The sequence below is a fragment of the Flavobacteriales bacterium genome (genome assembly GCA_016716605.1).
Classification (GTDB): domain Bacteria; phylum Bacteroidota; class Bacteroidia; order Flavobacteriales_F; family PHOS-HE28; genus PHOS-HE28.
The window spans coordinates 1,035,265-1,055,037 of the sequence record JADJWA010000001.1 but is presented as its reverse complement, the minus strand read 5'-3'; the positions used below and the strand labels follow the sequence as shown (position 1 = coordinate 1,055,037).

The 19,773-nt window shown below is 63.2% G+C and carries 15 protein-coding genes; 7 read left to right on the top strand and 8 right to left on the bottom strand.

What is annotated here, in order from left to right; all coding sequences use genetic code 11:
• Window positions 1-4 precede the first annotated feature (4 nt).
• On the bottom strand, window positions 5-1,237 hold the full coding sequence (locus tag IPM12_04195) for a hypothetical protein (protein MBK9147007.1): 1,233 nt from the start codon (window positions 1,235-1,237) through the stop codon (window positions 5-7).
• Window positions 1,238-1,436: 199 nt separating this feature from the next.
• Between IPM12_04195 and IPM12_04190 the strand changes: the two genes are divergently transcribed.
• Both IPM12_04190 and IPM12_04185 read left to right on the top strand, forming a co-directional pair.
• Window positions 1,437-4,247 carry a carboxypeptidase-like regulatory domain-containing protein gene (locus IPM12_04190; protein ID MBK9147006.1) on the top strand — a complete coding sequence of 937 codons (2,811 nt, stop codon included), beginning with the start codon at window positions 1,437-1,439 and terminating at the stop codon, window positions 4,245-4,247.
• A 122-nt stretch (window positions 4,248-4,369) separates the two neighbouring features.
• Window positions 4,370-5,809 carry a T9SS C-terminal target domain-containing protein gene (locus IPM12_04185; GenBank protein MBK9147005.1) on the top strand — a complete coding sequence of 480 codons (1,440 nt, stop codon included), beginning with the start codon at window positions 4,370-4,372 and terminating at the stop codon, window positions 5,807-5,809.
• Window positions 5,810-5,954: 145 nt separating this feature from the next.
• Here the strand turns inward: IPM12_04185 and IPM12_04180 are convergent, their stop codons facing one another.
• Window positions 5,955-8,669 (bottom strand): aminotransferase class I/II-fold pyridoxal phosphate-dependent enzyme, encoded by a 2,715-nt coding sequence (locus IPM12_04180; GenBank protein MBK9147004.1) that lies wholly within the window; start codon window positions 8,667-8,669, stop codon window positions 5,955-5,957.
• A gap of 244 nt (window positions 8,670-8,913) precedes the next feature.
• Between IPM12_04180 and IPM12_04175 the strand changes: the two genes are divergently transcribed.
• Window positions 8,914-9,660 (top strand): methyltransferase domain-containing protein, encoded by a 747-nt coding sequence (locus tag IPM12_04175; GenBank protein ID MBK9147003.1) that lies wholly within the window; start codon window positions 8,914-8,916, stop codon window positions 9,658-9,660.
• A 69-nt stretch (window positions 9,661-9,729) separates the two neighbouring features.
• Window positions 9,730-11,412 carry a hypothetical protein gene (locus IPM12_04170; protein MBK9147002.1) on the top strand — a complete coding sequence of 561 codons (1,683 nt, stop codon included), beginning with the start codon at window positions 9,730-9,732 and terminating at the stop codon, window positions 11,410-11,412.
• 11 nt (window positions 11,413-11,423) lie between these two features.
• On the opposite strand, the gene IPM12_04165 is transcribed toward IPM12_04170, so the two are convergent.
• From IPM12_04165 to IPM12_04155, 3 genes are read right to left on the bottom strand one after another with little or no spacing between them, the layout of a single operon-like run.
• Complete coding sequence (locus IPM12_04165) at window positions 11,424-12,674, bottom strand: NAD(P)/FAD-dependent oxidoreductase (protein ID MBK9147001.1); 1,251 nt, start codon at window positions 12,672-12,674, stop codon at window positions 11,424-11,426.
• A gap of 9 nt (window positions 12,675-12,683) precedes the next feature.
• Complete coding sequence (gene pheS / locus IPM12_04160) at window positions 12,684-13,721, bottom strand: phenylalanine--tRNA ligase subunit alpha (protein ID MBK9147000.1); 1,038 nt, start codon at window positions 13,719-13,721, stop codon at window positions 12,684-12,686.
• Window positions 13,718-14,428 (bottom strand): peptidylprolyl isomerase, encoded by a 711-nt coding sequence (locus IPM12_04155; GenBank protein MBK9146999.1) that lies wholly within the window; start codon window positions 14,426-14,428, stop codon window positions 13,718-13,720. Before IPM12_04155 ends, pheS begins: the two co-directional genes overlap by 4 nt.
• A 30-nt stretch (window positions 14,429-14,458) precedes the next feature.
• Between IPM12_04155 and IPM12_04150 the strand changes: the two genes are divergently transcribed.
• Window positions 14,459-14,851, top strand: a complete 393-nt coding sequence (locus IPM12_04150) for a hypothetical protein (protein MBK9146998.1) — start codon at window positions 14,459-14,461, stop codon at window positions 14,849-14,851.
• Window positions 14,852-14,854: 3 nt separating this feature from the next.
• On the opposite strand, the gene IPM12_04145 is transcribed toward IPM12_04150, so the two are convergent.
• Window positions 14,855-15,190: a hypothetical protein gene (locus IPM12_04145; GenBank protein ID MBK9146997.1), complete on the bottom strand. Its 336-nt coding sequence runs from the start codon at window positions 15,188-15,190 to the stop codon at window positions 14,855-14,857.
• A 59-nt stretch (window positions 15,191-15,249) separates the two neighbouring features.
• Here IPM12_04145 and IPM12_04140 point away from each other — a divergent pair, with 59 nt between their 5' ends.
• Window positions 15,250-15,762, top strand: coding sequence for a CvpA family protein (locus tag IPM12_04140; protein ID MBK9146996.1), 513 nt, complete (start codon window positions 15,250-15,252; stop codon window positions 15,760-15,762).
• On the opposite strand, the gene IPM12_04135 is transcribed toward IPM12_04140, so the two are convergent.
• Complete coding sequence (locus IPM12_04135; protein ID MBK9146995.1) at window positions 15,759-16,949, bottom strand: phosphoglycerate kinase; 1,191 nt, start codon at window positions 16,947-16,949, stop codon at window positions 15,759-15,761. The two genes, IPM12_04140 and IPM12_04135, sit on opposite strands and share 4 nt — an antisense overlap.
• A 74-nt stretch (window positions 16,950-17,023) precedes the next feature.
• Here IPM12_04135 and IPM12_04130 point away from each other — a divergent pair, with 74 nt between their 5' ends.
• Entirely contained in the window at window positions 17,024-18,142 is a 1,119-nt protein-coding gene (locus tag IPM12_04130) for a hypothetical protein (GenBank protein ID MBK9146994.1), read from the top strand.
• Window positions 18,143-18,206: 64 nt separating this feature from the next.
• Here the strand turns inward: IPM12_04130 and IPM12_04125 are convergent, their stop codons facing one another.
• The gene (locus IPM12_04125; protein MBK9146993.1) at window positions 18,207-19,757 is read right to left on the bottom strand and encodes a hypothetical protein; all 1,551 of its coding nucleotides are present in this window, start codon (window positions 19,755-19,757) and stop codon (window positions 18,207-18,209) included.
• Between the last annotated feature and the right edge of the window lie 16 nt (window positions 19,758-19,773).

Here is a 19,773-nt window from a genome sequence, read left to right as displayed (position 1 = left end):
GGTTTCAAGGGAGGGAAAGCACCCGCCAGGTCCATTGAGCGCCTCCATGGCGCAGCACGACGTTCAATAGCCCCGAGGCGCCATTGAGGTCAATCACGCCCGGGTCCGAGCCAAGCGAACCCGCCAACATGCACTTACCCTGCGCATCGAAACAGGCGTAGGTTGTCCCGGCCTCGGCCCCTTCGACCACAAGGCCGTATGGGGCTGCATGCACCAGAGGCTGCCCATTCGTGGCAACACCGATGCCCGTGGTAAGGTCTATCGCAATCCCGCATCCGATCGGTGCATAGTATGGTGAATCCGAAACGATGCGGATGCTGTAGCCCATGCCCGACTCGGTACCGGCGGGGATCGTGCAGGGAATGACGCCCACGGCCTGATCGCTGCTCAATGAGCCGATGATCACCGGGCTGGCAAAGTCGCCGCTGGCATCGGAGAGCTCTACGGTGAATTGCACCATGCCCTCTGGCGTACCGTTGGTGGAGTAGCTCACATCGAGGCTGCCATCCCAGGTGCTGCCCACCATCACGGTGCTCGACCCCGGCACACAGGCCACGTTGTAAATGAGCGCTACATCGTCATACCAGGTCTGGGTTCCCACTTGGCTCAGGAGGCTATCACCGCTCGACATCACCATGAGGAGGTATGAGGGCGCGTCGCCCGTGAAGTAATCGAAGGGCACGGAGAAGCGAGTCCATTCGCCCAAGGTGATGCTCGGCGCATCGAAGCGGGCTCGGCCCACCCAATTGGCGAGCGTGCCATTCTCCGGCATGCTGGCCGCACCGGAGTGAACGATGGCCTCGACCCGAGGATGATCGCCTGTCTGGACGGTGGTCTTGTACCAGCCCACGAGGCTATCGGGGCGGTCATTCATCACCTGGTGCCATTGGGGATCATTGGTATCGGTGAACACGCGGCCATTCGCGGGGTCGAATTCAGCATGCACGCGCCCGCAGGTAACGATTCCGTTGGCCGCGCCGATCAACGAATTCACCGTGCGCACATTCACCGAGTGATCGCCGGTGTGGGCATCGTCGCTCCGCCAGCACACCTGCGGTGCGAAATTGTTGATGGTGGCCCCCCCGTCGCTGGTCTTGATGGAACTCCACTCCTCGGGCTCCTCGGTTCCTGTCCCCACATTCTGCCAGGTCTCGAATCCGCTGTTGATGATCTGCGGCTGCGCCAGCAGGGCAGTTGTAATGTGGCTGAGGACGAAGGCGGCGGCTAGTCGTTTCATGCGTGATGGCTCGGGCCGTGAACATAGCATCAGCGGGATTACCCGGAAGTCGAATCGATGGCAACCCGCCACACGGTGAATCCAATGTTAATCGCGGGGGTCTTTGCGTAACGCTTCCTTAATCCTTAGGGAAGGGGGGCCTAACAGCCAGCCAGGACTTTTGCCGCGTGTTCGGCGATTAATGCCGTTCGCTTCTGCGATGTACCGAAACTTGTTCCTTGTTCTTTCCATTGCCCTGTCCTTCAGCCTCCTGGCGCAGAAGGGCACCGTGGCCGGAACGATCACCACCAACGAGGGCGGCAAGCTCCAGCCCATGCCTTTCGTGAACGTCGTGCTCAAGGGCACCACCACCGGGGCCACCACGGACCTGGACGGCAGGTTCAGCTTCCAAGCGGAGCCGGGCACCCATGTGCTTCAGGTGAGCTTCGTGGGCTATGAGTCGGCGGAGCGGGCCATCACGGTGGCCGCGGGCGGCACCGTACGGGCCGATATGGACTTGAAGGGCCTTGCCATAGCCATCGAACAAGTCGAAGTGGTGACCACCAGGCGCACCGAGTCCGAGGCCGCCGTGGTGATGGAGACGCGCAAGAGCGAGCAGGTGGTGAATGGCGTGGGCCGCGAACAGATCAGCAAGAGCCAGGACCGTACCGCCGGTGACGTGGTGAAGCGCATCCCCGGCGTGACCATGGTAGGTGACCGCTTCGTGATGATCCGCGGGCTGGCCGACCGGTACAACACGGTGATGCTGAACGACGTGATCGCGCCCAGCTTGGAGCCCGATAAGCGCGCCTTCAGCTTCGATGTGCTGCCCAGCGGGGCGCTCGACCGCGTGATGATCTATAAGAGCGGCGCCCCCGAGCTGCCAGGTGAATTCGCCGGCGGGGTGATCAAGCTCCACACGGTGAACGCTCCCGATTCGAGCATCACGCGCGTTGATTACGGGCTCTCCTACCGCAATGGCACCACCGGCCAGGATTTCTTCAACAGCCAGCGCAGCAGCACCGACGCCCTCGGCTACGATGATGGCCTTCGCCAGCTCCCCAGCGCCTTCCCCAGCGACCTGCGCGGCGTGAGCGCCCAGGGCCTGCAGACCGCCGGCCGCGCGCTGGCCAACAACTGGAGCGCTGAGCGCAGCACCGCCAGCCCCGACCAGCGCTTCAGCCTGCTGCTGGCCCGCCGGATCGGAAAAGGCGATGGGCGCATCCGCGGCGGCAACATCACCACGCTGAGCTACAGCGACACGCGCCTGTCCTACACGGCGAAGAACTACAACTACAACGTGTACGACCCCGAGCTGGGCCGCAGCGACAGCATCTACAACTACAGCGACAACGAGAACATCCGCCAGGTGCGCGTGAGCGCCCTGAGCAATTTCAGCCTGCTGATCGGCAACCGCTCCAAGGTCGAGTTCCGCAACCTCTTCACGCAACAGGGCACCGACCAAGCAACCCTCCGCACCGGCCGCAACTTCGAGGAGCAGTTCGAAGTGAAGAACTATGCGTTCCGCTATCAGCAGCGCACCATCTACAGCGGCCAGCTGCATGGCAGCCATGAGCTCAAGAGCGATGTGAGCAAGATCGAATGGACCGCCGGCTACGGATCGGCGTGGAGCAAGGAGCCTGATTTCCGTCGCATACGCACCGTGCGCGACATCAATACCACTGACGCGAACACGCCGTTCCAGACCATCATCCCGCCGGGCGCCACCACCCTCGATGCCGGGCGCTTCTTCTCCGACATGGATGAGCAGGTGAAGACCGGCCGCCTCGACTATGAGCACAAGCTTGCCGGCGAGAAGATCAGCGTGAAGCTGCGCGTCGGCGCCTACGCCGAATTGAAGGACCGCTCATTCGAGGCGCGCTGGATGAGCTTCCGCGCCTCCAACCTGATCACCTACGACCAAAGCCTCGCCTATGCGCCGCTCGACCAGGTCTTCGCTGCCGAGAACATCAACCCGACCACCGGCTTCCGACTGGAAGAGGGCACGAACCCGAGCGACCGCTACACGGCCTCCAACAAGCTCTACGCTGCCTATGCCGGCGGCACCTTGAGCGTGGCCAGCAACACCACCCTCTCCGCCGGCGTGCGCGCAGAGCACAACACGCAGGAATTGCAGAGCCGCACCTTCGGCGGGCGCCGCGTGCTGGTGAACAACCCGGTGCTCAGCATCCTGCCCTCGCTCAACGCCTCGCGCAGCATCACGGAGCGCGCGCAGATCCGCTTGGGCTATGCCGAGACGGTGAACCGCCCCGAATTCCGCGAGCTCGCGCCCTTCGCCTTCTATGACTTCAGCTTCAACAACGTGCTGCGCGGCAACGACAGCCTGCTGGTGGCCACCGTGCGCAATGCCGACCTCCGGTACGAATTCTACCCCAGCCCGGCCGAGATCATCAGCGTGGGGGCCTTCTACAAGCGGTTCACCAACCCCATCGAGATGTTCTTCCTGCCCGGCGCAGGCAGCGGCGGCACGCGCAACTTCACCTTCGGCAATGCCCGCAGCGCCACCAGCGTGGGCGTGGAGCTCGAAGCGCGACGCTCACTCAGCAGCTTCTGTTCAGAAGGCCCGCTCAGCCGGCTGGGCGTGATGCTGAACGCAGCGTACATCGTCACCGAGGTGGACCTGGGCAGCGAGGCCGCCGGCCAGAAGCAGCAGCGCCCGCTCATGGGCCAGAGCCCATACATCGTGAACGCCGGCCTCTATTACCAGGACCGTGAGCGCCGATTGCAGGGCAGCATCCTCTACAATGTCATCGGCCCGCGCCTCTTCGCGGTAGGCACTTATGGCACGCCGGACATCTATGAGATGCCGCGCAATGTGATTGACCTCGCCGTGACCAAGGGCTTCGGGAAGCGCTTCGAGCTGAAACTGGCCGCGCAGGACATCCTCAACCAGCGCGTGCTCCTGCTGCAGGACAGCAACGACGATGGCCGCATCGGCCGGCAGGACGAGCAGATCATGAGCTTCCGTCGCGGCGCCTACTTCACCGTGGGCGCGAGCGCGCGCTTCTGACCAGCCGCATCGGCGCTTAACGAAATGATAATGCGATTTCGCGATCGCATAATAATGCGGTGACAGCAGGCTCATGCGGCGCAGGTCAATTCGCAGCGCCAACAACGAAAAGAAAAACGACCATGCAATTCTGGAAGAACAACGCCCTGAACATGCTCCTGCTCGGCACCCTCGCCGTAGCCCTGCCGGCCTGCAAGAAGAAGGAAGGCTGCACCGACCCAGCCGCGCTGAACTACGATGCCGACGCCGAGAAGGATTGCTGCTGCGAATACTCCTCGCTGCGCCAATTCACGGTGACCGACCTCGGGGGCAACGTGATGCAGGTGGAGGGTGAGACGGATGTGGATTACACGTTCAGCAGCGACAGGAAGTGGCTGATGAAGGGCTTCCTGTACGTGAACAGCGGTGCCACGCTCACCGTGCAGCCCGGCACGATCGTGAAGGGCGACAAGGACAGCAAAGGCACCTTGATCGTGCGCCGCGGCGGCAAGCTCAATGCCGATGGCACGGCGAGCAATCCCATCGTATTCACCAGCAACCAACCCGTGGGCGCGCGCAGCTACGGCGATTGGGGCGGCATCGTGCTTTGCGGCCGCGCCCCGAACAACCAGCCGAGCGACCCGGTGATCGAGGGCGGGCCCGATGCCTCATTCGGCGGAAGCGACGCCAACGACAACAGCGGCATCCTGCGCTATGTGCGAATCGAGTTCTGCGGCATCGCATTCCAGCCCAACCAGGAGATCAACGGCCTCACCTTCGGCTCCGTTGGGCGCAACACGGTCGTTGACTACGTGCAGGTGAGCTACAGCGGCGATGACAGCTACGAGTGGTTCGGCGGGAACGTGAACGCCAAGCACCTGATCGCCTTCCGCGGATGGGACGATGACTTCGACCAGGACTTCGGCTGGCAGGGCAAGGTGCAATGGGCGGTGAGCCTTCGTGACCCGGCCATCGCCGACCAGAGCAGCAGCAATGGCTTCGAATGCGACAATGACGCTGCGGGCAACGCCGCTTCGCCATACAGCCAGGGCACCTGGAGCAACGTGAGCGTTTTCGGGCCGCAGTTCGATCCCGGCACCACCATCAATAGCCTGTACAAGCGCGCGCTGCACTTGCGCCGCAATACGCAGACCCGCGTGTTCAACAGCGTCTTCACCGGCTATCCCACCGGCCTCTACATCGATGGCAACAGCACGCAAGCCAACGCCACCAATGGGGACCTGATGTTCCGAGGCAACGTGCTTGCGGGCATTGCAACCGCCATTGATGCGCCCTCGGGCCAGACCTGGGACGCTGCCGCGGCCACGGCTTGGTTCAATACCGCAGGGTGGAGCAACTCGGTGCTGGCCACCAATGGCGAGCTGATGCTGAATGATCCTTTCAACCTCACCAACCCGAATTTCCGTCCCACCGGAGGGAGCCCGCTGCAGAGCGGCGCCAACTTCACCTGGAGCCCGCTCACCGACAGCTTCTTCACGCCGGTGAGCTATCGTGGCGCATTCGGCAACGAGGATTGGACGGCCGGCTGGGCCAACTGGGATCCGCAGAACACGCCTTACTGAGCCCGGTACATCGCAAACACCATCTCAGTAAACGGAAGGCCTCGCGCAAGCGGGGCCTTCTTGCTGATGAACGGTGCCCGGCTCCGGGTGATCCAGCCGTTGTGCGAGGAGCCTCAGCCAAGCACGCGTAGTGCCGCCGCTATGATCAGCCCGCCCTTCGTGCGCCGCCAAGCGCCGTAACCGTCCGCTGCCTGCCCAGCACCGCATCCGTGAACACGCGCAGGCCAAGCTCAGGCCTGTACCCATGGATCTCCTTCACATCGATGGCGACCAAGAAGTCGATGATCTCCTTGTTGATCAATTGGCCCGGCATCAGCACGGGGAATCCTGGCGGATAAGGGATCACGAATGAGGCGGAGACCAATTCGCCTCCAGTGGCAAGCTCTTCAAGTGCCTTGTGCAGGCTCAGGTACCGGCAGCGCTCCTCCTTGTAGGCCAGGAAATAGGCTGCTCGCAGGTCGCCGCCGGGCACGCCGGGCTGCCCTTGGAAGCTGCGGTGGAAGCTGCTGAAATCGGGCAGCGGCGGGGTCTCCTCGGTGAGCGCGCGAATCCTCGATAGATGCGCTCTCTTATCGTCGTGCTCAAAGCCTGCGTTGCGCGCCTCCAGTTCCTCGGCGATCTTGAGCAGCACCTTGGTGAGATAGGCCAGCGAGCCGCGCGTGGTGCCGATGTTGGTCATGAAGAGCACCGAATTGCGCGAGGTCTTGTTGACCTGGATCTGGTGCTTGTCCATCAGGAACAGGTTCTTGAAGGTGTCGCCATCGATGCCGGTGTGGCCGGTGTAAAGGTTGATCTTGGTGGGATCCACCGCGAATTCATCCTCGGCCCAGGCCTTCTCGATCTCGCTCCAGCCCTGATCGCGCCGGTAATAACTGTCCAAGCCGCTCTGGCGGAACTCGCCGGGGATGAGCTCGCCGATGGTGATGATGTCGAACCAACGCTTGAGCTTCGGGTGCTCGCGCACCGTGCGGCGCAGCAGCAGGCCCAGCTCAATGGCCTTCTCCACCAGCTCGAAGCCCTCGAATTCAACCTGCCGGCGCCCAACGTCCATGCTCGCGAGGATCTGGTAGTTGGCGCTGGTGCTGGTGTGGGTCATATAGGCCTCATGGAAAGGGGCCTCGCTCTTCTTCACGAAGTCCTCATCCCAGATGTGGATCATGCTCCCCTGCCGGAACGAAGTGAGCGTCTTGTGCGTGCTTTGCGTGGCATACACGCGGATGCGCACCTTGTCGGGGTCCGGCAACCGCGACTCCTCGCCCTGCTTCAGCGACTTGATGTGCGCCTCGTATTCCGCGCGATACTCCGGCGTGCGGTACTTGCGGGCCAGCTTCTGCGCCACGTGCATGGCGGTGCGCTGGCGCAGCACGTAGCTGAAGCGCGCGAATGCCCACCAGGCCTCGTCCCAGAGGAAGACGATATCCGGCTTGATGGCGAGCACCTCCTCCATGACGCGCTCCACATTGTACACCACGCCATCGAAGGTGCAGTTGGTGAGCAGCAGCATCTTCACCTTCTCCAAGCGGCCGCCGCGCTTCAGCTTGAAGAGCTGCTCCCGGATGTGATGCAGCGGCACCGCGCCGTACATGCTGTACTTCTTCAACGGATAGCTGTGCAGATACACCGGGTACGCGCCGCTCAGCACCATGCCGTAATGGTGGCTCTTGTGGCAATCGCGATCGATGAGCACGATGTCGCCGGGCTCAACCAGCGCCTGCACCACGATCTTGTTGGTGGTGCTGGTGCCGTTGGTGGCGAAGAAGGTGCGCTGCGACCCGAAGGCGCGTGCCGCCAGTTCCTGCGCCTTCTTCAGGGGGCCGGTGGGCTGGAGCAGCGAATCGAGGCCGCCGGTGGTGGCGCTGGTTTCCGCGAGGAAGAGGTTGCGGCCGTAGAACTCGCCGAAGTCCTGGATCCATCGGCTCTTGAACACGCTGTTGCCGCGGCTGATGGGCATGGCATGGAACACGCCCATGGGCCGTCGGCTGTATTCCTTCAGCGCTGTGAAGAAGGGGGCTTCGTACTTCTCCTGGATGCCGCGCAGAAGCGTGAGGTGCAGCTCGGTGAGATCCTCGGTGCGGTAGAAGATGCGGCGGAAGGTGGACAGGGTCGCGTCATCGAGTCCATCCACCGGCGTGTCGGTCACGTAATAGCGGTCCACTTCGGGGCGGAACCACCGGCAGATACGGCCGAGGTAGGGCCCCATGTGCGCGCGGCCGGGGGCACCTGGCTCGAGGGCGTCGATGGCGCGCGTGAATTCGCGCAGGATGGTCTTATGGTTGCTGCCGGCGTATGGCATGCCGAAGCGCGCCACCACGGCCTGGATGTTGTGGTTGAAGAGCAGTGCGATGAGCGCGTCCTGCACGGTGCGCACCACCACGGCATCATACACGAAGGAGTCGTTCTTGTCCCGGCACTGGAGCAGCTTCTGCTTCAGCGCGGCCTCTTCATCCTCATCCAGCTCATCCACGAAAAGCACCTCGAAGTAGTTCGGCCTCGGCTTCTCATCGTCCTCCGCAAGGAGCGCATCGCGGCCCGATCCCGGATCGAGCAGGGCGGCATGATCGCTGCGGAAGGCGCCGCTGCTCAGGGTGCGCACCAGGTGATTCACCGCGAGGTGAAGGCCATGATGATCCTTGCTCCGGAGCAGCTGCTCAAGTTGGCGCACCGCGCTGCGGCCGGGATAGGCCCAGTACAGCTCGATGGTGAACAGGTCCTGGAGGATCGCAGCCACCTCCTCCGGCGCGCAACGGCCGTCATCGAGGTCCATGGCCGCGAGCTTCAGTTGGTCCCATGTGTGCGAGCGCAAGCGGGCCGCGTTGTAGTGCTGGCGCAACGCTGCGGTCTGTGCGGTGCCGGAAGCCATCTGGTTGCCGATTGCGGGAAAGATAGGCGGGGCGCGGCACGGTGTGAATGGCCGGCAAAGGCGGGCATTCCGGTCCGCTCACGGCCCTCCTTCAACCCTTGATCGTGGAAACCTGCACCGCAGGGCGCCGATCGCGCCGCGCATACCCGGATACCTTGCCCGCAACACCAACCGCAGCAGCATTGCATCAACGTCCGGTCGGCCTCCTCCTTGGCGCCTATGCTGCGGCACAAAACGAAACCGCATGAACGAGCGCGATTGGGACAAGGTGGCTGAGACCTTCGAGCTGGAGATCTTCAATGTGCCCGACAACGATGCCAAGGGCATCATCCGCGGATGGGTGGAGAACCTCGCTGCGCCTGGTGCAGAAGCCACCGACCTGGGCTGCGGGGTGGGGCGCACGCTCCCGCTGCTCGCTGACCGCTATGCGCGTGTCTACGCCGTTGACGTGAGCAGCCAATGCCTCGAGGTGGCGGCCAAGGCGAATGGCGGCAGGAGCAACATCAAGTACGTGCATGCCGATGTGAGCTCTGATAAGAACAGCTACCCGGCCACCGATGTGGTGCTGTGCATCAACACCTGGCTGAATGCCTCGCTTGAGATCCGCGAAAGCCTGATCGACCGCACGTGCAAAGGCGTGAAGAAGGGCGGGCACCTGCTGCTGGTGGTCCCCTCGCTGAACAGCGCGCTGCTCACGGCCTACCGGCACCTGCAGTGGAACCTGCGCGATGGCATGGACCCGAAGGAGGCGCAGAAAGCTGCGGCGATCAACAGCAACGGGCTCGAGCACGGGCTGGTGAGCATCGATAACGTGCCCACCAAGCACTACCTGCGCGAGGAGCTCGAGGCCCTGTTGGACGAACGAGGCTTCCATGTGCTTGACATCGAGAAGATCGAGTACCCGTGGGGCACGGAGTTCGATGCCCCGCCACGCTGGATGAAAGCGCCCTTCCCCTGGGATTGGTTCGTGGCGGCGAAGCGGGTGCGTTAAAGCATCGAACTTCGGCTACGGCAGGCAGCGTACTTTCGGTCGGGCGTGTCCCACCTGAAATCCGCGACCATGAATAGAGCTGTACTCCACTTCGCGATTCTCTTGCCAGCAAGCGCGATCGCGCAACCCTACCTGCCCGGATTCAGCCCTTCGGATACGTTGACGATCGCCTGCCCGCAGGACCCCGGTGTCAACATTCTCACCTACGCGGGCTGGGAGGCCTACCAAACACTCGACGATACATGGTGGGGGCCTAGGGACCCTGCGACCTGCATCAACCTGGCCCATGTGACCGGGAATTGGGTGTGGCCACGCATCGCTGTGAATGAGATCGATGCATCAAGGCCTGTTTTCATCCGGGCGCTGTACGATGACAACAACGTGCTTCCGCTCACAACCAACAACCAATATGCGATTGGCTTCCAGGCCTTCGGCCCGGGCAGCTTCGACAACGGCCCGTGCCCCGGCGGGCCCTGCTCCGGCCTCTTCGCTGGTGTGCGCATACCCGACGCCAGCGGCACCGGAACCGCTATGCGCTGGTACCAAGCGGCTTACGATGAGCAAGACTTCTCCACGTACCAGTTGGAGCTCTGCGTGCCCACGGAGAAGTTCGCCGAGAACGACTTGCGCGAATTCGTAGTGAGCCTGAAGCTGAACGGAGCACCGCCGGGCACATACATCGACAACCTCTACAGCGAAGTACAGGACATGAGCGCCTGGGGCACCTTGGTGCCGCTCACCAGCGCGAACCTGCCGCAATTCCTTGGCAGCCAATTCTCCTACTGGATCGGCTGGGGCTGGGACAACATTCTGGTGATGCATGACAATGCCGACTACCCGGACGCCGACCATGTGTACCACCTTGATGTGCCGCCTGTGCCGAACGTGGCCTCTCCGACGAATGTGACCATGTACCTGCAGCCATTCTCGGGCTTCAATTTTCAGCCCTACACGGAGCTGCGTGGCGGCCTTGTGCTCGGGAGCGATTCGATACGGCACCCGCTGACCGTGGTGAACGACGGTGCCGACCTCTGCATGGGTTGGGAGTTCATCGAGGTTGTCTGGACGGCCAATACGAGCTACGTCCACCAACATGGCCACATTTCGTTCGAGGGGCGCAACGCCTGCTTCCAGTTCCAGTCGGGCAGCGCGTTGCGCGTTGCCGATGGAAGCACCTTCCATTACGGACAGGAAGGCCGCGGCATGCTGCTGCTAATTGAGGGCTCTGCGCTTCACGTTGGCGCGAATGCCGAGCTCGTGATGAACGGCACCATGATCATCAAGGAGCCTGCAGAGGTGAGCGAGGAACGTGACATGCACATTACACTCCGCGAAGGGGCACGGTTGCGATTTGCTCCCGGCTCGCGCTTGATCAACGATTGGAGCAATGGTCAGCGCATGAAGCTCGTGGTCACCCTCGATGGCGGCAGCATCGACGTCGGGGGGCTCAGCCCAGAGGATCGCACCAAGGTGGTGGTGATCGAACTGCCGAAGGAGGAATGGACTGAACTCTCCGTGCTCGGTAATCCGGTGCGCGACCAATTGCGCTTCTCGTTCGCAACCCGTTCTCATGGCGACCTGAAATTGCGCTGCATGGATGCCCTGGGCCGCTTGGTGATGGATTCGCAGGAGCGTGTGGCCGTTGGCCACAACGCCCTGGAAATACCGGCTCATCACCTGAAGCCCGGAGAATACATCCTGGAATTGGTACTGGGAAGCGAAAGGCGGACGGTTCGGTTCGTGAAGGCTTGATGAGGCGCCCTCTACTTCTTCGGCGCCCGCCCCAGCAGCAGATCCATGTAGAAGCCCGGCTTCTTCAGCCGTTCGCGCAAATCCATGTCAGTGAACATGCTGCTGATCGTGTCGGCGAGCGCGGGATTCCTGTTCGCGCGGTCCACCACGAAATCGAAGAGCCAGGGCTGATGCGCCAACTGCTGCAAGCGGGTGCTGATCGCGAGCTCCTTGCCGAGACGCCTCCAAACCCGGTCGTCATAGGAGCGTAGGCGGACAGCGCTGCAGTCTTCTGCCGCAAGCGCCTCCATGGCAACATCCGCAGCATGCATCCCGCTGATCATCGCATGGCTGATGCCCTCTCCGGTGAAGGGGTCGATCAGATGAGCGGCATCGCCAACGAGCAGGTAGCCCTCACCGCTGATGCGCCGGCGCTTACTCGCCAACGGAAGCCCCATGCCCTGCACGCCGCCCTCGATCGTGGCGCCGGCGAAACGTTCCTTGAGCTGCGGATGCGATCCGATCAATTCGAGCAGCAGCTTCTTCAGGTCCGCCTTGCGGCGCCGCACCACATCGCTGCGAAGCCCCAAGCCCACATTCGCTCTTCCGCCCGGCAAAGGGAATACCCAGAGGTAGCCGGGCAGGAGCTCCCTCAGGAAGAGCAGCTCGATGAAACCATCGCGATCGAGGCCCTTCACGCCGCTGTAATAAGCCCGCACCCCGGCTGCATGGTGCCGGGGCTCCATGGGCAACCGTCCGTGGTGCCGTGCGAAGGATGAATTCGCACCGCTGGCATCGATGATGATCCGCACGTTGAGCTCATGAAGGTGGCCCTCCTGCTCGATGCTGACGGTCCACCCGCTGTCGTGCCGTGTGAAGGACCTCACCGTTGCGCTTTCGAGACTGGTGATGCCGGCGGCTCTCTTCACGCGCTGGAAGAGCATGTCGTCGAAGCCGAGGCGCGGCATGATGGCGCCCGGCGCTTCGCCCGTTCCGGTCTGGCGCGAGAAGGGCACCCGCAGCGCGCGGCCGCTGGGCGACACAAAGGTGACGCCCCAGCTGGGCATGGTGCGGGCATCGCGCTTCACGCTGGCGGCCAATCCCTGATCCAGTCGCTCCAGCGCGCGCATCACCTTGCCGCTGAGTGCATCGCCGCAGACCTTATCGCGCGGGAATCGCGCCTTCTCGATGAGCACCGCATCGATTCCATGCTTCGCGAGCTGCAGCGCGGCGGAACAGCCGCCGGGGCCTCCGCCCACGATGCACACGTCGGCATGCATCAGCGGCGGTGATCAGGGGCGCAGGTGCGCAGCGGTGAACTGATCGAGGAAGCGGGCATCGTTCTCCCAGTAGAGGCGCAGGTCGGGCACCCGGTAGATGAGCTGCGCGATGCGCTCCACGCCCATGCCCAAAGCGAAGCCGCTGTACTCCTCGGGATTGATTCCGCAGTTCGCAAGCACAGCTGGGTCCACCATGCCGCAGCCCATGATCTCCACCCAGCCGCTGTGCTTGCACACATTGCAGCCGGGACCACCGCAGATCGTGCAGCTCATGTCCACCTCGGCGCTCGGCTCGGTGAAGGGGAAATAGCTGGGCCGCAGGCGGATGCTCACCTCCGGGCCGAAGAGGCTCTTCGCGAAATAGTCGAGCGTGCCCTTCAGCTCCGCGAAGCTCACATCCTTGTCCACGTAAAGCGCCTCGACCTGATGGAACATGCAGTGCGCGCGCGCGCTGATGGCCTCGTTGCGATAGACGCGTCCGGGCGAGATCGTGCGGATCGGTGGCTTCTGCCCTTCCATCGCGCGCACCTGCACGCTGCTGGTGTGCGTGCGCAAGGCGAATCCACCGGGACCCTCCACGAAGAAGGTATCCTGCATGTCGCGCGCAGGATGGTCGGGCGGGAAGTTGAGCGCGGTGAAGTTGTGGTGGTCGTCCTCCACCTCAGGCCCCTGGCTCACGGTGAAGCCGATGCGCGCGAACACATCGATGATCCGCTGGCGCACCAAGGTGATCGGGTGAAGCGAGCCGGTGTGCTCGGAAAGAGCGGGAGCGCTGGAGTCGATGGCGGGCCCCGCCGATTCGATCGTTCCATTCGCGCCGGCCTTGAGCTCCTCCCATCGCGCCTGCGCCCTCTGCTTCAATTGATTCATGCGCTGGCCCAAGGCGCGCTTCTCCTCGCCGGCCATGAGCTTGAAGGCCTCGAAGAGTTCCGTGACCGCACCGTTGCGGCCCAGCATGGCTACGCGGAAACGCTCCACCTCTTCGGCGGTTCGGGCTTCGGCCTTGGCTAATTCGGCCTCGATGGCGGCTAGGCGGTCGTGCAGGCTCATGGCTTGGGGCGCACGAAGATGCGGATGTCCTTCAAGGGGCGGTCCTGCCCGTCGCAGAGCGTGTTGCAGATGGCATCGAGCACCTCGAGGCCCTCGACCACTTCGCCGAAGACGGTGTAGGCGCCATCAAGGTGCGGCGCGCCGCCCTGCTCAGCGTAAACGCCACGCTGCTCATTGGTGTAGCTCACGGGGGTGCCGTAACGGGCATTGCGCTGCACGGTGCGATCGAGCTCCTCCCGGTTATGCATGCGGCCCTGAACCAGATAGAACTGGCTCCCGTTGCTGCGCCGCTCAGGGTTCACCTCATCGGGCGAGCGAGCCGCGGCCAAAGCCCCACGCTTATGGATGAAGCGAGGGTCGATCTCTTGCGGGATCGTGTAGCCTGGACCGCCTTGCCCGAGCGGGGTGCCGGGGGCGGCGTGCTTGCTCTCCGGATCGCCGGCTTGGGCCATGAATCCTGTGATCACCCGGTGGAAGAGCAAGCTGTCGTAGGCTCCGGCGCGGGCCAGTTTGAGGAAATTGTCCCGGTGCAGGGGAGTCTCGTTGTAGAGGGCCACGATCATGTTCCCCATCGTGGTCCGGATCTCCACCAAGGGCCGAACAGGCGCCGCCGGAGCCTGGGCCATCGTCCCAAGGCTGGCCCAAGCGCTCAGAACAGCCAGGATCACTGGCCGCCCGGGTTTGGGCCATCGCCTTACATTTGACATCCGTTTCACGAAGCGCCCAAAAGTAGACCAATGACCAAGCTCAACTCCTTCCGCGTCCTTACCGGCGCGATGGTACTGGCACTCTTCGGCTTCGCTCTGCCTGCGTGCAACAAGCAGAAGCCCACCAAGGCCCTGATCACCGTGCAGCTCGAGGACGGCACGCCGGTACCCGAAGCCTTGGTGAAACTCTACGCTGACCCTGCCTATCCGCTGGGCGATCCCACCCGCCTGGACAAGGAAGGCACCACGGATGGCGGTGGGCTGGTGGTGTTCGACTACTCCGAGTTCTACAAGAAGGGTCAGAGCGGCTTCGCGGTGCTCGATATCATCTGCACCTGGGATACGCTCGTAGGCGAGGGCATCATCAAGATCGAGGAGGAACAGGACAACGAGGAGACCATCACGCTGCTCCCGGCCGAATAAGGCTCACACCCTCTCGAAGTAGGCCAGCACCGCTTCTTTCATCAGTCGTTCCTGATCCTCGGCACTGAGCGGGGGCAAGTCCTGCACGCGCTCGAAGTGGGGCCATCCATCGGCATCGCGGCCCAGCTCGCGGTAGTACCCGTATGGCAGCAGCAGCACGCAGATGCCGATGTGCATCAGGGCCACCTTCTCATCCTTCTTGAACTCGCGCGCATGCTGCCCCAATTCCTGCACCCCGATGAGGAAGATGATGGCGTTGAGGTCGAGGGTGCCCCCATCGAATCGCTTGGAGAGAGAGGCGACCAGGTCGCGCCAGCGTTTCTCGAAGGTGAGGTCCATGGGCGGCGAAGATGAAGCGCGGATCAGCAATAGGTCGCAGGTGGCATCTTCACGCCCGCATGAACTGGCTCGACATCGTCCTGCTCATCATCTTGGGCGCTTCCGCCTGGAAAGGGTTCCAGCGCGGCTTCGTCATTGAGGTCGCATCGCTCCTCGGCCTGGTGCTCGGCATCTGGGCGGGCATCCACCTGAGCGACCGCGTGATCAATGCGCTCGGCTTGGAGGTGAAGGGCGCGGCGGCGGCCTTCCTGATCACCTTCGGCCTGGTGCTGGCCCTCGTGGTGGTGCTGGGCCATCTGCTCACCAAGGCCATCGACCTGGCGGCCCTGAGCATCCCGAACAAGATGGCCGGAATCGCCTTCGGGGCTCTGCGCTCGGCCTTCACGCTCAGCATCGCGCTGAACCTGCTGCACGGTTGGAGCGCCGGAGTACTCCCGCCAGCTGATGTGCGCGAGCAATCACGGCTGCATCCCGCTCTTATGATCCTCGCGCCCTTCGTGGTCCCGAAGCTGAACGAGACGAAGTGGATGGAAGAGCTGAAGCAAGATGTGGAGCGCAGCGTTGACCGCTAGCCCTGCACCGCCGCGATACCCGGAAGCACTTTCCCCTCAAGGTACTCCAGCATGGCACCGCCACCGGTGCTCACATAGCTGATCCTGCCCGCAAGGCCGAACTGGTTCACCGCCGCCACGCTATCGCCACCGCCTACGAGCGAGAAGGCGCCAATGCTCGTGGCTTCGGCAACGGCCTGCGCGACGGCGATGGTGCCTTGTTGGAAGGGCTGCATCTCGAACACGCCCATGGGGCCGTTCCAGAGCAGCGTCTTGCTGCGCAGGATGGATGCCCTGAATGCCTCGATGCTCTTCGGGCCGATGTCGAGCGCCATCCATCCGTCGGGCACCGCGTCCGCTTCGCATTGATCGGTGTTCGCGGTGATTGCGAATGCGTCGGCCACCACGGCATCCGTTGGGATGTGCAGCTTCACGCCTTTCGCCTCCGCTTCCTTGACGATGCTGCGAGCGGTGTCGAGCAGGTCCTCTTCCACCAGCGATGCTCCGGTGCTGCCGCCCATGGCCTTCACGAAGGTGTTGGCCATGCCGCCGCCGATGATCAGCTCATCGCACTTCCCGATCAGGTTCCGAAGCACATCGATCTTGCTGCTCACCTTGCTCCCGCCTACGATGGCGGTCATCGGGCGCTGCGGATCCCCCAGCACCCTGCCCACGCTGTCGATCTCGGCCTGCATCAGATAGCCGAAGAGCTTCGCGGCCGGGAAGAACTTCGCGACGATGGTGGTGCTGGCATGCGCGCGGTGCGCCGTACCGAAGGCGTCGTTCACGTACACGTCGCCCAGCTCGCTCAGGATCCTGCTGAATGCCTCATCACCGGCTTCTTCCTCCGGATGGAAGCGCAGGTTCTCGAGCACCAACAATTCTCCGGGCTTAAGCGCAGCGGCCTTCGCCTTGGCGTCGGGCCCCACGCAATCCGTTGCGAAGAGCACCGGCCGCCCAAGCAGGCCGCTCAAGTGGTCCGCGATGGGCTTCAGGCTCATCGCCGGGTTCACCTTGCCCTTCGGGCGACCGAGATGGCTCATGAGGATCGCGCTGCCGCCGTCCTTCAGGATCTTGTTCACGGTCGGGATGATCGCGCGCGCCCGGGTGTCGTCGGTCACCTTGCCATTCGCGTCCTGCGGAACGTTGAGGTCCACGCGCACCAAGGCTTTCTTGCCATTGAAGGAGAAGGAATCCATTGTGATCATGGCCGCGAATATCGGAAGCGGGTGCCTGCCTGCCCGGTGTCCGCCATTGGCCGACTCTGCAGCAACTTCGCGCCATGCTCTTCTCCAAGGTCATCGGTCATGCCGCATTGAAGGCGAAGCTGATCGGCAACATCCGCGATGGGCGTGTGCCGCACGCGCAGCTCTTCGTAGGGCCGCGCGGCAGCGGCAACCTGCCGCTCGCACTGGCCTATGCGCAATACCTGTTGTGCGAGCAGCGCGGGCTGGCCGATGCCTGCGGCGCCTGCCCTTCGTGCCAACAGATGGCCAAGCTGGCGCACCCCGACCTGCACCTCTTCTTCCCGATCGCCTTCCTGGAAAAGAAGCCGCGCACCTGTGACTATTTCACGGCGAGCTGGCGCGAGGCCGTGCTGGCTGAACCGTACATCGACCTCGACCGCTGGCGCGATAGCCTCGATAGCGAAAACAAGCAGCTGCGCATGGGCGTGGAGATCGCGGCCGAGATCCAGCAGAAGCTCGCGCTGCGCAGCTTCCGAGGCGGCTATAAGGTGATCCTGGTCTGGTTGCCCGAACTGGTGGATCACCAGGCCGCGAACAAGCTGCTCAAGGTGCTCGAGGAACCGGAGGCCCGAACGCTCTTCCTGCTGGTCTCCACCGATCCGGAGCAGCTCATGGCCACCATCCTCAGCCGCGCCCAGCTGGTGAAGGTGAATGCCCACGAACCGTCCGAGGTGGCCGACGCCCTGAGAGAGCGATTCCCCGAGCTGGGCTCCGAGGAGGCCCAAGCCATCGCCATCCGCAGTGAAGGTGACCTGCTCGAGGCCCTGAGCATGGCCAGCAAGGGCGAAGAGGAGCACTTCGTCTTCTTCCGCGATTGGCTGCGCGCTTGCTACAAGCGTGAAGTGGCCAACGCCGCCGAGCTGGGTGAGGGCTTCGCCAAGCAGGGACGGGAATGGCAGAAGGCCCTGATGCGCTACGGCCTCTTCATCATGCGCCAGTGCGCACTGCAATGGATGCAGGCGGCTCCGCTGGTGCGCGTGGCCGGCCAGGAGCTCGAGTTCGTGGGCCGATTCAGCGCGCTGCTCAACGAGCGCAATGCCGAGGGCATCCGCCGAGAGCTCGAGACCGCTCACACGCACATCGAGCGCAACGCCAACCCCAAGGTGCTCTTCATGGATGTGAGCTACCGGATGATGACGATGCTGAAGGGTTGACTGATGCGCGGTGCTTACCGCGAAGCTCAGGATCGCAATCGGACTGCGAAGGATACGGTCCGCTTCACTCCAGGATCACACGCACCGCCATGCGGCCTTCGGCGCGCCAGACCTCAAGCAAATAGGGCCCGGCGCGCAATCCGTCCGTTGATATCATGAAGTGATCGCTGCTCCTGGGCGATCCGTTGCCGCTGCGGGCCGAGCGTCCCAATGCGTCGCGCAGGCTCCATCGCTCGACGGGCGCGGCGGGGTCCGTCCAGATCGTGATGGCCCCAGTCGCGGGATTCGGATGCACATGCAGGGAGGGCCCTGATGCCGGCTCCGCGCCGAGGCTGGCGATGAGGTCATCATCGATGATGATGTTCTCGTCGCCGGACTGATAGTTCGTCCAGATGAAATAGGTAAGGAACATCTCATCGGTCGTCGTGGGCCCCAGGTACACGTTCTCCGGCGGGGAATTGGGATTGTACGGATTCGCGATGGTGTTGTCGTACACGCCCTCGCTCTTGATGCGCGAGCCCGCCGGGATCACCTGCACCGTCTGGAAGTAGTAGTAGCGCTGCCAGTGGAAATCCCATTGCGGGATGTCGATTAGCGGGATGCTATCGCCTTGCGGCGTCTCGAACCACACCTTATAGCTCTTGCCCAACAGGTGCATATGCGGGCAGATCGCGAGGAACGAGCGCGTGTTCGGCACCACGAATTCCTGGTGGTAGGTCCGCACCGTATTCGCCGGCAGCGTGAAGGGGCCATCGACGAGCGTGGGGGCCCCTTGCCCAAGCAGCCAGCCCACCGATACCGGCCGGATGCCTGTGGTGGCCGTGGTGAACTGCAGATTGATGCGCGTCGAATCCACCTGCCCTTGCGCGCCTGGGCCATAGTGGATCTCGAGCACGAAATCGCTGCCGGGCGGCACCGCGATGCCCCAGTTCTCCGGGTATTCAACGACATCGCCACCGGGCTGCCAGGCATTCATGTAATAGCTGTAAGTAGGACTGCCCGTGCTTGAATTGAATCCCGGCAATGCCGTCTGCTGATCGAAGGCCATTGAGGAGCCGGTGACATCGTAGCTGATATCACAATGGTGCACCACGGCATCGAGCCCTGGCAGCACCTCCATCTTGTTGATGTAGATGGTCTGCGGGAACGGATTGGGGATGGCGAACCAGCGATACTCGTCCGTGTTGTACTGGAGCGTGTACGGCTCGATGGCCACCGCATGGTCGATCTGCCCCAGCGTGGATCCGCTGGGAAGGAACTCCGGCGGTTCCGGCTCCAGCGCAGGATCGCCGAAGGGCGCGCCGAAATTGATCCAGTCCACGATCGCATTGATCTCCGCCTGGGTCAGCACGTTCTCGTTGGCAAAATGCCTGTACTCCGGATCCGCTGGCCACGGCGGCATGTGGCGCGAGGTGATGGCCGCCGGGATCTCCGTTCCGGCAGCGACGGCATCGGCAAAACTCATGAGGGGAAAGGGGCCGATGCCGCCGTCATGGTGGCAGCTTGAGCAGTGCTCGTAGATGATCGTGGCCACATCGGGGCTCCAGTAAGGTTCCTGCGCGCAAGCACCGGTGCACGCGATCAGTGCGAGGCAAACTGATCGAACCCTGTTCATTCAGCCAAGGTAGGCC